The sequence below is a fragment of the Kitasatospora sp. NPDC059599 genome, assembly GCF_042735125.1.
GTDB lineage: Bacteria > Actinomycetota > Actinomycetes > Streptomycetales > Streptomycetaceae > Kitasatospora.
Genome location: NZ_JBHWCL010000219.1, coordinates 1 through 12650, shown reverse-complemented (window position 1 = coordinate 12650; position 12650 = coordinate 1). Strand labels below are relative to the sequence as shown.

Annotated in this window: 11 protein-coding genes; 9 read left to right on the top strand and 2 right to left on the bottom strand. The window is 74.7% G+C overall.

Annotated features, from left to right (window positions below):
- Positions 1-76 precede the first annotated feature (76 nt).
- From ACFV04_RS41330 to ACFV04_RS41315, 4 genes are all read left to right on the top strand, one after another.
- Entirely contained in the window at positions 77-805 is a 729-nt protein-coding gene (locus ACFV04_RS41330; RefSeq protein ID WP_380536248.1) for a peptidase inhibitor family I36 protein, read from the top strand.
- Between the two features lie 14 nt (positions 806-819).
- Complete coding sequence (locus tag ACFV04_RS41325) at positions 820-2316, top strand: phosphodiester glycosidase family protein (protein WP_380536246.1); 1497 nt, start codon at positions 820-822, stop codon at positions 2314-2316.
- A gap of 183 nt (positions 2317-2499) precedes the next feature.
- Positions 2500-3030: a GNAT family N-acetyltransferase gene (locus ACFV04_RS41320; RefSeq protein WP_380536244.1), complete on the top strand. Its 531-nt coding sequence runs from the start codon at positions 2500-2502 to the stop codon at positions 3028-3030.
- Complete coding sequence (locus ACFV04_RS41315; protein ID WP_380536242.1) at positions 3027-3719, top strand: phosphotransferase family protein; 693 nt, start codon at positions 3027-3029, stop codon at positions 3717-3719. Before ACFV04_RS41320 ends, ACFV04_RS41315 begins: the two co-directional genes overlap by 4 nt.
- A 69-nt stretch (positions 3720-3788) precedes the next feature.
- On the opposite strand, the gene ACFV04_RS41310 is transcribed toward ACFV04_RS41315, so the two are convergent.
- Positions 3789-5423, bottom strand: a complete 1635-nt coding sequence (locus tag ACFV04_RS41310; RefSeq protein WP_380536241.1) for an alpha/beta hydrolase — start codon at positions 5421-5423, stop codon at positions 3789-3791.
- 658 nt (positions 5424-6081) lie between these two features.
- Between ACFV04_RS41310 and ACFV04_RS41305 the strand changes: the two genes are divergently transcribed.
- The 4 genes from ACFV04_RS41305 (at position 6082) to ACFV04_RS41290 (ending at position 10843) form a co-directional block, all read left to right on the top strand.
- On the top strand, positions 6082-6900 hold the full coding sequence (locus ACFV04_RS41305) for a BTAD domain-containing putative transcriptional regulator (protein ID WP_380536239.1): 819 nt from the start codon (positions 6082-6084) through the stop codon (positions 6898-6900).
- Positions 6901-6959: 59 nt separating this feature from the next.
- Positions 6960-7748 (top strand): SDR family NAD(P)-dependent oxidoreductase, encoded by a 789-nt coding sequence (locus ACFV04_RS41300; RefSeq protein WP_380536237.1) that lies wholly within the window; start codon positions 6960-6962, stop codon positions 7746-7748.
- A gap of 62 nt (positions 7749-7810) precedes the next feature.
- Complete coding sequence (locus ACFV04_RS41295; RefSeq protein ID WP_380536235.1) at positions 7811-10312, top strand: condensation domain-containing protein; 2502 nt, start codon at positions 7811-7813, stop codon at positions 10310-10312.
- Positions 10313-10408: 96 nt separating this feature from the next.
- Positions 10409-10843, top strand: coding sequence for an SRPBCC family protein (locus ACFV04_RS41290; RefSeq protein WP_380536233.1), 435 nt, complete (start codon positions 10409-10411; stop codon positions 10841-10843).
- A gap of 85 nt (positions 10844-10928) precedes the next feature.
- Here ACFV04_RS41290 and ACFV04_RS41285 read toward each other — a convergent pair whose 3' ends face one another.
- Positions 10929-12170 (bottom strand): PP2C family protein-serine/threonine phosphatase, encoded by a 1242-nt coding sequence (locus ACFV04_RS41285; RefSeq protein WP_380536232.1) that lies wholly within the window; start codon positions 12168-12170, stop codon positions 10929-10931.
- Between the two features lie 167 nt (positions 12171-12337).
- Here ACFV04_RS41285 and ACFV04_RS41280 point away from each other — a divergent pair, with 167 nt between their 5' ends.
- Entirely contained in the window at positions 12338-12604 is a 267-nt protein-coding gene (locus ACFV04_RS41280; protein ID WP_360258900.1) for a hypothetical protein, read from the top strand.
- Positions 12605-12650 lie beyond the last annotated feature (46 nt).

The following is a 12650-nucleotide window of genomic DNA, read 5'->3' as shown; positions in this document are numbered from 1 at the left end:
GACCGGGCGGCCCGCACGGCCGCCCGGTCCGCGCTCCCAACCACCCACCACTTCCACCCCAAGGGGGACCTCCACCGTGAGGAAGCACCTTCCGCGCGCCGTCCTGGGCATGCTGCTCGTGGCGCTCGTGATCGCCGTCCTGCCCGGCTCCCGGGCCACCGCCGCGAGCTGGACCAGCCACTGCGCCGCCGGCGGCTTCTGCCTCTACGACCAGGACGCCGGCCGGGGCGCCGAACTCGCCGGCGACCCCCGGGTCCCGGTCCAGGGCGTCGACCCCGTCTGGAACGACCGGGCCCGCTCGGTGGACAACCAGTCCCCCTACTGGGCCTGCCTCTACGCCGACGCCGCCTACGGCGGCACCGTCCAGGCCGTCCGCCCCGGCGGTCAGGCCACCCTCGCCGACCTCGGCACCCACCTGGACGGCAAGGTCAGCTCCTTCAAGGGCGCCAAGTCCAAGGCCGGCTGCTTCACCGGCTACGAGCGCTGCGAGACCGGGCGGCTCTGCCTGTTCGCGGGGGAGAGCGGCCGCGGCGCGATGACCTCCTTCGGCGAGGACGAGGTCCGCGACTTCGGCGCCGACTGGAACGACCGGACGGTCTCCGTCTTCAACCACACCGCCAAGCACGCCTGCTTCTACCCGGACGGCGGGCTCACCGGCACCTGGAGCGCCAACGGCTCCACCTACCGGGCGTTCGTCGTGCTCAGCGGCGACAGCACCTTCGTCCCCGCGCCGTACGCCGGAACGCTCAGCTCCGACCGTCTGGTCGTCGCCGCCGACGGCCGCCCCGCCACCGACTTCTGCTGACCCGGGAGACCCTCGTGAAGCACACCCTCGTGCGGCGCGCCGCCGCGATCCGTACCGCGACCGCCCTCGGCCTGGCCGCCTCCGTCCTCGCCGTCCCGGGCAGCGGCCTGGCCGGCGCGGCGGACACCGACATCGTCCTCGGCGGCATCACCCTCGCCCGGACCTCCGCCACCACGCCGTTCCCCGGGATCACCCGCACCGTCTACCGGGACGCCGACGGGATGTGGACGGTCAACGTCATGGACATCGACCCGAGCCGGGCGCCGATCACCTTCGACGGCTCGATCGGCCAGGGCATGTACACCACGCAGACCGTCCAGGAGATGCTGGAGCAGACCACCGGGGTGACCAGCCGGCGCCCGTACCTCGGGGTCAACGGCGGCTACTTCGACGACGGCGTCGTCCTGGACAAGGCGAACAGGATCTACCTCGGCGACCTCGGCGGCACCTCGATGAAGAACGGGCGGCTGCTCAGCGAGGCCGGCGGGGGCCGCTACGCCTACGACCCCGCCACCGGCAAGGCCGTCGGACTGCGCCCGGCCAACTCCGTGTTGATGCTGCAGAACGGCCGCCCGTACATCACCGAGCTCGCCACCAAGCTCACCGTGCGGCTCTCCGACGACGCCACCGTCAGCCGCAAGGTCGACGGCGTCAACCGGCTCGCCGGCCGGGCCGGCCACTGCCTGCGCAACACCGACCCCGCCAACACGGACGTGACGGTCGTCGGCGGCGTCTGCTTCGACCCGTCGGAGATCGTCGAGTTCACCCCCGAGTTCGGGGCGAGGACGCCGGCTCCCGACGCGCTCGGGCAGACGAGCACCACCACCGACGACGACCCGGGCGTCGAGGTGCTGTTCAACTCGGCGGGTGTGGCCACCGCCTGCTTCCGCCCCGGCGCCACCCCCGGCGGCATCGTCTCCGACGCCCCGCGCGGCGGCCACGACGTGCCGCCCGGCGGGCGGGCCCTGGAGGGCACGGGCGACGGCGCGACCTGGCTCTGGGACAACGCCTGCGCCGGCAAGCCGGTCACCCTGCACACGGTGGTCACCGACACCCGCTTCGGCGACACCGTCGCCGACACCTGGTTCGGCCGCGCCCCGGTCGGCGCGGTGGAGCAGCCGATCGACCCGGCGCTGTACGCCACGCCGGTCGGCGACGTCCTGATCCGCGACGCCTCGGTCGTCTACCAGGTGGCCGACGACACCGCGCGGGCCTGGCGCACCGCCGGCGGGGCGGACGGCTTCGGCCACCTCTTCTTCGTCACCGTCGAGGGGAAGAAGGGCGACCCGGCCGCCCTCGCCGCCGGCGCCACCCGCAGTGAGTTCGCCCAGGTGCTCAAGGCGCTCGACCTGGTCGACGCCGTCAACATGGACGGCGGCGGCTCGACCACCCTCAACCTGCGCGACCAGAACGGCAACGAACCGCCCGTCACCACCACCACCGACTCCTCCCCCCGCCACGTCGCCGACACCGTCTACGCGGGCGTCGGCGGCTACGGCCTCGCCAAGTAGCAGGGCACAGGACCGCGGAGCGGCCCCCGCACCGACCGGCTCGGTGCGGGGGCCGCTCGGCCATCCGGGCGCTTCACCCCCGCGCAGCGGACGGCTCGGCGGCGCCGTCGACGACCGTCAGGGCTCGTCGCAGGTGCGGAAATCCGGTGGCCGCGGACCGGGCGACCGTGTAAGCAATGTGACATGCTACTTGGTACTCACATCACCCTCCGGGCCCGGCACGAGGCCGACGTCCCCGTGCTCCAGACCGAACTCTTCGACGACGTGGCGACCCGTTCGCGGGCCGACTCCCGACCCTGGCGCCCCCTCCCCCCGGGGTCGGCGCACTCTCCGTACGCGGTCACCGGGCCGTCCGACGAGGCCGCCTGCTTCTCCGTGGTCGAGACGGCCTCCGGCGAGCTGGCCGGGGAGGCCCTGCTGTGGGGCATCGACGCCCACAACCGCAGCGCCCACGTGGGCGTCGCCCTCCGGCCGGGCCACCGGGGTCGCGGGCTCGCGGCGGACGTCCTGCGGGTGCTCGGCCACTACGCCTTCCCGGTGCTGGGCCTGCGTCGGCTGCAGTTGGAGACGCTCGCCGACAACACCCCGATGCTCCGGGCCGCCGCCACGGCCGGTTTCACCGTCGAGGGCCGACTGCGCGACGCGGCCTGGGCGGGCGGCCGGTTCGAGGACCAGCTGGTGCTCGGGCTGCTCGCCGAGGAGTGGCGGGGGTGAGCCGGCCGCTGCGGCACGGGTACACCAACAGCACCACCGGCGACGGCCGGACGGTGGTGAAGCGGTACCGGGGGCCGGACGCCGAGGTGCGGGCGGCCCGCGAGCAGCGGGCGCTGACGCGACTTCACGGACGGCTGCCGGTGCCACCGCTGCTCGCCACGGAGGCCGGCGCCGTCACGCTGGGCCACCTGCCCGGGGTGCCCGCCCAGGACCTGCTGGCCGCCGGACACGGGCCGCAGGTCCTGGCCGCCTGCGGGCGGGTGCTGCGCCGGCTGCAGGAGATCGGTCCCGGCGTGGTCGAGGACGGCCCGGCCGTCGCGGGGTCGGTGCTGGTGCACGGGGACTTCGGGCCCCACAACCTGCTGCTGGACCCGGACACCTTCGCGGTCACCGGGCTGGTGGACTGGGAGTTCACCCACCCGGGAGACCCGGTCGAGGACCTCGCCTGGTGCGAGTGGACCGTCCGCACGCACCACCCCGACCGGGCCGGGGCGCTCGGCGAGCTGTTCCGCGCGTACGGCCGCCCGGTCCCGCCGTGGCCGCGGCGGCGGGCCGCCATGCTCGCCTCGTGCGCGCGGCTGGAGGAGTTCTGCCGCCGGCGGGACGGGGACGGGCCTGCGGTGCGGCAGTGGCGGGAGCGCTCCCGCGCCACCGCCGACTGGCCGGAGCAGCCGCCGCCGGTCGGCTGACGCGCCGGGACCGCCCGGGGCCGCCCGGCAGCCCGCCGGTCGCGCGGGCTGCCCGGGCGGTCCGGTCCGCTACCGCAGGACGCCGTGCACGGCCTCGGGGTCGGTCGGTGCGAGGCCGGTGGCGGGGGCCGCGGCGGGCGAGGCCTTGGCGGCGGCCGGCGGCGGCGTCACGTACACCGGCGCCGGATCGGCTTCGGGCGCACAGGTCTTGGCGATCCGGCCCTTGCCCTGGGGCAGGCTGCCGTCGCGCAGGTAGGCGGTGAAGGTGTCGTCCAGGCAGGCGTTGCCGTGGAACAGGATCTCGTGGAAGCTGCCGCCGTCCTGGACGACCAGCTTGGAGCCGGGCAGTGCGTCGTGCATGGCGAGCCCGCCCTCGTACGGCGTGGCGGCGTCCTCGGTGGCCTGGAAGAGCAGGACCGGGGGCAGGCCCTTGCCGGTGATCTTCAGCCGGCCCGCCTGGTTGCCCTGGTACGGCCAGAACATACAGGCGGCGTTGTACCACATGTTGTTATAGGTGTAGAAGGGCGCGACCGCGTTCACCTTCGCCTGGTCCTTCTTCCACACCTCCCAGTCCCGCGGCCAGGCGTTCTCGGTGCACTGCGCCGCGTTGTACGCCGGGAAGGTGCCGTCGTCCGCGCCGGGGGCCGCGTACCTGTTGTACGCGATGGCCAGCGGGCGGGTGTCGTGCTGGGTGAGGTAGGCGGAGAGCACGGTGGCCATCCGGGGCCAGCGCAGGAAGTTGTAGCCGCCGCCGTAGAAGGTGTCCTCGAACTCGGCCGGGCCGATCTTCCCGGGGGCGGGGGCGGCGTCCACCGGCTCCTTCCGCAGCGCGTCCTCGACCCGGCGGTAGGCCTGTTCGACGGCGGCGGCGTCGGTGCCCAGGTGGTAGACGGAGTCGGCCTTGGCGGTCCAGGCCGCGAAGGCGTCGAAGCGGCGCTGGTGTTCCTTGTCCTGCAGGATGTTGTGGTCGTACCAGCTGATGGTCGGTCCGACGATGCTGTCCAGCACCATCCGGCGCACGTGCGAGGGGAACAGCTGGCCGTAGGTGGAGCCCAATGAGGTGCCCCAGGAGCCGCCGTAGAAATTGATCTTCGGGACGTTCAGGGCCCGGCGGATGCTGTCCATGTCGCGGGCGTTGTCGACGGTGGTCATGTGCGGCAGCAGCCAGGACCAGTCGGCCGCGCAGTCCGCGGCGTAGCCGGCCGCCTTCTTCAGCCACGCCTTCGACGTGCCCTGGTCCACCTGGTAGTCGGGGCGCTCCGCGTCGAAGTAGTGGGCGTCGCAGACCACGTGGGGGTCACTGCCGTTGGTGCCGCGCGGGTCGAACCCGATCCAGTCGTAGGTCGAGGCGACGTCCGCCGGGATCGCGGAGGAGACGGACACCGGCATCCACAGCCCGGAGTCGCCGGGCCCGCCGGGATTGAGCAGGATCGGGCCCTGCTGCTTGTCCTTGGGCGCGGTCGCGGGGAGCCGGTTCAGCTTGATGGCGATCTTCCGCCCGTGCGGGTCGGCGTAGTCCACCGGCACGTCGAGCATCGCGCACTGCAGCGCGGGGGTGGTGGCGTCGTTGCAGGAGCTCCAGACGAGCTTGCCCTGGCCGGTGTCGGCCAGGTCGGCGGCGTCGGGTCCGGCGGCGGAGGCGGAGGTTCCGCCGAAGGCGGCGACGGCCGTGACGGCCGCGAGCAGGGCGATGGCTTTTCTCATGGGGAGCATGATGTGACATGTGCAATGGCACATCCAGAGGATCGGCCGGAATTTGCCAAGCTTTGACCGAATGGACCTGACTGATCATCAGACCTTCTCTCCCGCAGGAAGGTTGTCCGTTCGGGTACTCGCGGTCCGCGACTGGCATCGGGAACGCATTCCGTTCGAGACCTTCCGCTGCCCGGCGCGCGCCAGGTCGAGGTGGAGGTGGACGGGTACGGGCTCACCGTCCTGCACGCCGGTGTGCGCACCCCCGGCGGACCGGCGGGCCCACCTCCCGGCACCGGCCGCCGACCCCCTCGACGACGTCGACACCCGCGATCCGAACGGCGGTCCGCACCTTGTTGTCGGCGGCTTCCCGAGCGGGCTTCCCGGGCGGCCGGCGGAAGAAGTGGGCACCCCGGCACCGGTGTTCGGCGGGACGGCCCCCGGTGCGGGTGCCACCCCGCCGTCGCACCGGGCCCCGGAATCCCGCCTCAAGCCACCCGGAACCGTGCTCGACGGGGACTAGAGGAATCCGGACCCGGCCCCTCGCCGCCGCTATGGTGCGACGCATCCCCCCACCATTCCTTCAACTCGAACACACATCCGACCGACCCGGTCACCCCGCTCGACCGAGCGACCCTCTCACCGTCCCGCGCACGAAAGGAGAACTGCCATGCAGCTCAGAGTCCTCGGCCCCCTCACCGCCGACCTCAACGGCATCTCCGTCGTCCCCTCCGCCGCCAAGCAGCGCCAGATCCTCGCCCTGCTCTCGCTCTACCCGAACCGGATCCTGCCCACGGCCACCCTGATCGAGGAGATCTGGGGCGACGACCCGCCAAGACAGGCGCTCACCACGATGCAGACGTACATCCTGCAGCTGCGCCGGCGCATCACCCAGGCCCTCGGGCCGACCCCGCACGTCACCGCCAAGGACATCCTGACCACCCGTCACGGCGGCTACCAGCTCACCACCCACCCCGACAACCTCGACGTCCACACCTACAACCTGCTGATCACCCAGGGCCAGCACGCCTTCAACCACGGCCACGACCACCAGGCCGCCACGCACTTCCGCCAGGCCCTCTCCCTCTGGCACGGCCCCGCCCTGGTCGACGTACGGCCCGGCCCCATCCTCACCATCGAGATCATGCGCCTGGAGGAGAGCCGGCTGATCACCCTGGAACGGCGGATCGACACCGACCTGCGGCTCGGCCGGCACAACGAACTGATCCCCGAACTCACCCACCTGACCCACCAGCACCCCCACCACGAGGGCCTGCACGCCCAGGCCATGGTCGCGCTCTACCGCGCCGGCCGGCAGACCAGCGCCCTCACCACCTACCACCACCTGCGGCACCGGCTGACCACCGAACTCGGCATCCAGCCCTCCCCGCACCTGCAACACCTGCAACACGCGATCCTCACCCTCGACCCGACCCTCAACACGCCCACCACCGCCCACCCCACCACCTACAACCTGTACCCGGCCTGAGCCCCGTCCGGACGGCCGTCCCCGCCGACCTCTCCCAGCCCTCACCCACAGGACGCGTCATGACCACCGCACCCGAGCAACCCCTCGCCCTGATCACCGGCGGCACCCGCGGCATCGGCCTGGCCATCGCCCGCGAACTCGGCAGCCGCGGCCACCGTGTCTTCATCTGCGCCCGCACCGCCCAGCACATCGACCAGGCGGTGGTCACCCTGCGCGAGGAGGGCCACCAAGCCGACGGCCGCACCTGCGACGTCCGCGACCCCGCCCAGGTCTCCGAACTGATCCGGCACGCGGTCGCCGAACACGGCCCGATCACCGTGCTGGTCAACAACGCCGGACGCACCGGCGGCGGGCCCACCGCGACCACCACCGACGACCTGTGGTACGACGTCATCGACACCAACCTGAACGCCGTCTTCCTGGTCACCCGGGAGACCCTCCGGCACGGCCACATCACCAGCACCACGCACCCGCGCATCATCAACATCGCGTCCACGGCCGGGAAGCAGGCCGTCACCCTGGGCGCTCCGTACACCGCGAGCAAGCACGCCGTGATCGGCTTCACCCGGGCGCTGGCCAAGGAACTGGCCCCGACCGGCACCACCGTCAACGCCATCTGCCCCGGCTACGTCCAGACCCCGCACACCACGCGGATCCACCACGAGTACGCCACCGCCTACAACACCACCCCCGAAACCATCCACCAGCACTTCCAGACGCACATCCCGCTCGGCCGCTACACCACCCCGGAGGAGGTCGCCTCGCTGGCCGGCTACCTCACCACCCCGACCGCCGCCAGCATCACCGCCCAGGCGCTCAACGTCTGCGGCGGGCTCGCCACCCAGTAACCCCGGCGCGATCCTGGCCGGCCCACGGGAAGGACTCGGGCTCCGGTGCCCGCTGATCAGTGATGACGAACCGTCAGTTCTCCAGCGCACCCGTCACCTTGCTGGTGTCCGGCGCACCCGCGCCCGAGCCCTGCCTGCCCGCCGCCCGCCCACCGAGACGACTCGACGCGGGAGCGGTCAGCGCGGCCCTGGCCCGCACGACGGCCCGGCCCCGGCAGACCGCCGCCCGGCCCACCGGGGCACGGGAGTTCCTGCTGGTCGAACTGCACCGGGCGTACCGGCCGGACGTGCTGCACACCGCGCTGCGGGCCGTCCTGCCGCAGGCCCTCGGCCCGCGCACCGCAGCACCGGGTGCCGGGACGGACGCCGCGCCGGGCGCAGTACCGGACACCGCGCCCGGTGCCGTGCCCGACCCGGCGGCGCCCGGCGCCGGGTCGGACCTCCTGTGGCACCGGACGGCGGACGGCCCCGAAGGCCTCGACCGGGTGCTCGCCGAACTGGGGCACAGCCTGGCCGCCGGGCCCCGCCTGCGGGCGGTGCTGGTCGAGGACCGCCGGGGCCGCCGGTCCGGCCCGGACACCCCGGGCCACCCGGACGACTTCGACGCACTGAACGCCCCCGACCGGCCGCCCAGGCTCTTCGTCGGCCTCGCGCCCTCGCCGCCCGGACACGCCGTCGAGCTGCTGGCGGAACTGCGCGAGGCGCTGGCACACCCGCCGGAACCCGTCACCGTGCCCACCAGCGCCCTGCAGCGGGAGATGCTGCACCAGGTCCTCGGACAGCCCGACCACGGCGGGCGGCACATCGAGCAACTGTCCTGGAACTGGCACGGACCACTGGACACCGAACGCTTCACCGCCGCCTGGCAGTCCGTCATGGACCACGAGACCGTGCTGCGCGCGGCCTTCGACTGGGACGAGGACGGCGACGGCACCGGCGAGGGTGAACCGTGGATGGTGCTCCACGAACGCGCCGTCCCCGAGGTCACCCGGCACCCGCACGGCACCGCCGACTGGGACGACCTGCTCGCCGCCGACCGCCGGCGCGGCTTCGACCTGCGCCGCCCCGCCCTGCTGCGCGCCACCCTGCTCGACGCCCCGCCGGACGCCGACGAGGGCCCCACCACCCGGGTGCTGCTCACCTACCACCACGCGATGCTGGACGGCTGGAGCGTGCGCCTGCTGCTGCAGTCCTTCCACCGCGCCTACCTGACCGGCGGCGTCCTGCCCGGCGGCGAGCGCCGCCCCGACGTCCGCGACCACGCCGGCTGGCTGCAGGCCCGGAGCACCGACGCGGCCCGGCAGTTCTGGTCCACCCGGCCCGGCGCCACCGCCGTCCTGCCGCTGGCCCCCGACCCCCGCCGGCACGGCAGCGGCCGCGCCCGGCGCCGGCTCACCCCGTACGAGGCGGTCCGGCTGCGCGGCTGGGCGGCCGCCTGGGGCGCGGGCGAGAGCAGCGCCCTCCAGGCCGCCTGGGCCCTGCTGCTGTACCGCGCCGCGCAGTCCGGCCGGCCCCGCCGCCCGGCCCGGTCGGTGCGGGTCGGCTTCGCGGTGACCGTCTCCGGCCGGGGCATCCCGCTGGACGGCGTCGACCGGCTGCCCGGCGCGCTGCGCAACCCGCTGCCCATCTCCGTCCGGCTGCACCCGGGCACCACCGTGCCCCAGCTGCTCGCCGCACTGCGCGACGGAGTCCTCGACCTCGCCGCGTACGAGTGGGTCTCCCCCGGGCAGGCGCACCGCTGGACGCCGAACGCGCACGGCCGGCGGCCGAACAGCCTGGTCGTCCTGGAACACCAGCCGACCTCCGCCCACCACCTGCGACTGGAGACCGACCTGGCCGCGCACGGCATCCACGTCGAGAGCCCGGCGCCGGCCGGCACCTTCACCTCCTACCCGATCACCCTCGCCGCCCACTACGACACCACCGGCGGACTGGTCCTCACCGCCACCCACGACCGCGCCCTGCTCGCCGACCAGGACGCCGCCGAACTCCTCAGCCAGAGCGCCCACCTGCTGCGCACCTTCCCGGACCTGCCGAGCGGGCTGAGCACCACCGAAGTGCTGCGCTCCACGCTCGCCGGGCAGCCGGCACCCCGGCTGGGCGAGCCGGGCGACGACACCGGGCAGCCCCCGGCCGGCCGTGCCACCGCGGACGACCGGGGGTTCCCCGACGGCCACGGCACGGCGAACCCCGGCGGCCCCGCGGTGCAGCTGGACGTCCTGCGCCGGGCCACCCGCCCGGGCGCCGGCTGGGTCCTCCTGCTGGCCCCGCCCGGCGCCCCCCGCACCCGCCGCCCCGACGCCTCCCGCGGCTGGCCCGGCCCGCAGGCCCTCGGCGTGCTGCGCCCCGACCGGGGCGCCCCGCCCCCCGCCGCCTACCGGCCGCTGCTCGGCCCGCTCCTGGAGTCCCGTGCCCCCGTCGCCCTGGTCGCCCCACCGGGGCTCGGCCTGACCGCCTACGAGATCGCCCGGCAGGGCGCCCCGGCGCACCCGCCGCTGGTGGTGCTGCTCGGCGAGGACGGCGACCTGTCGACGCTGGCGGCGCTGCTGGGCGACCGGGCGTAGCGGTCCGGGGCGGCCCGGGGCAGGTACCCGTACGGCCCCGGACCGCGCCGAGATCCGTACGGCCCCCGGGAGCCCGGCGGCGCTACGGTGGGCCGCATGGCCCGTTTCGTCCTGACCCGCCGTTCGCCGCTGCCGCCGGCCGTCTGCTGGGAGCGGCTGCTCGCCTGGCACCGGCACGGGGAACGGGTGCCCTTCACCCGGGTCGGTGTCGCCCGGGGCAGCGGCCGGGAGACCGGCGACGTCGTCCTGGCCCGGACGGCCCTCGGCCCGCTGCGGTTCGACGACCCGATGGAGATCGTCGAGCTGGTCGCTCCCGCGCCGGGCCGCGACGGCCTCTGCCGGCTGGTCAAGCGCGGCCGCCCGGTGCGCGGCGGTGCAGTACTGCGGGTCCGCGCGGTCGGCGGCGGCAGCGCGGCCGTCTGGACGGAGGAGCTGCGGATCGCCGGCCTGCCCCGGTTCGCCGATCCGGTCGTCGCCTCGGCGGCCCGCCTGGTCTTCGGGCGGGTGCTGGACCGGCTGCTGGAGCCGTAGTCGGCGCCGCCCGGCCCGATGTCGTTGCCCGACGTCGTGCCCGGCATCGGCTCCCGCCATCGGCTCCCGGGGTCAGTTCCCGGGGTCAGTTCCCGGGCCGGTGCGGGTGCCACTCCGCCAGCAGGATGGTCGCGTCGTCGCGCAGCCGGTGCTCCTGGTGGGTGACCAGGGCGTGGATCAGGTGGCGCAGCGCCTCGGGGGCCGGGTCGCCACCCGCCATGTGCTGGACGAGGGTGTCGGCCAGGCGGCGCTCCCCGAAGAGTTCGCCGGAGGTCGAACGGGCCTCGGTGACGCCGTCGGTGTAGACCAGCAGCCGGTCGCCGGGCTGCAGCCGGGCGTGGTGCACGGGCTGCGGGCCGTCCAGGTGGAAGCCGAGCCCGAGCGGCAGTTCGGCACGCCGCAGCAGGGCGTCCGGCACGATGCGGCGCTCCCGGATCAGCAGCGGCGGCGGGTGGCCGCAGTTCACCCAGGAGAGCCCGCCGGTGGCCGTGTCCAGGTCCGCGACCACGGCGGTCAGCAGCCGCTCCGGGATCCACCGGGCCAGGGTGCCGTCGATGGCCCGCGCGATGTCCGCCGGGCCGCCGCCGGCCCGGCGGGTGGAACGGCAGGCGGCCAGGGCGACCGCGCTGGCGCCGCCGGAGGCCAGGTCGTGGCCCATCGCGTCGAACACGGACACGTGCAGGCGCCCGCCCGTCACCGAATGGTCGAACGCGTCCCCACCCACGTCGTAAGCCGGTTCCAGGACGGCACTGGAGGTCACGTGGCGGGTGCCGATGGTGCGCGGCGGCAGGAAGGACCACAGCAGCTCGGCCTGCAGGCTCATCCGCCGCCGACGCCCGACCTTCACGATGAAGTCGCTGTACGCGCCCTTCGACACCACCAGCAGGGCGACGAGCGCCGCCAGCGCCTCGTAGCGGCCCATCGCGCCCTCGTCCCGCGGCCCGCCCTCGATCCGCAGGACGCCGATCCGCTCGACCCCGTCGACCAGTGGGAACCAGCCCACGGCCGACGGCCCGGTGGAGAGCTGGGTCTGTTGCAGCCGGTAGGCGCGGCCGCCGAGCGTCCCCTCGATGTCGATCTGGCCGTCGAGGTCCCCGCCGCCGTCGCCGTCCCCGCCGGACTGCCCGTCGGACTGCCCGTCCCCGGGGCCGGACAGCGGGACGAGGCGCCGCTGCTGGACGTCGACCAGGTGGACCCGCGCTCCGTCCGCCCCGAGTCCGCAGGCCGCTTCCCGCACCAGCCCGGGCAGCTCGGTCGGCCCCGCCTCCCGCGAACGGGCCAGCAGCCCGGCCAGCACCGCACCCAGTCCCGCGTCGTCGCAACTCATCGTTCACACCTCCCGTCGGTCCGCACCTACCCGGTTCGGACGCGATCCTGCAGCGGCTCCGATGATTTCCGCCGGGACCGCGCCGCCGTCCCACGCCTGGCGCGCCCCGTCCCACGCGTGACCGGTCCGGCGTGCGAAGCGGCCCGTCCCGGCGCACCGTCGGAGTCATGGCCTCGATCATCGTGCTGTTCGAGCTGGAGCCCGAGCAGGTCCTCGGCGCGGAGGGCGTCGGGCCCGGCGTACTGGCCGTCCACGCCGCCGGCGCCGACCCCGACGTCCCCGAGGACCCCCAGCCGACCACGCTGTGCCGGCGCGACACCCGCTCCATGGAACACAGCCACTACGCCCCCGCCCGCCCCGGCGAGCCCTGGTACCCGCCCGAGCTGGCCGACCGCCGCTGCCGGGAGTGCGAGCGGGCCCTGGCCGCCGCCTGAGGTCCCCGTCGGGCGTGATCGGGCGTGGCCCGCCCTGGGGCCACGC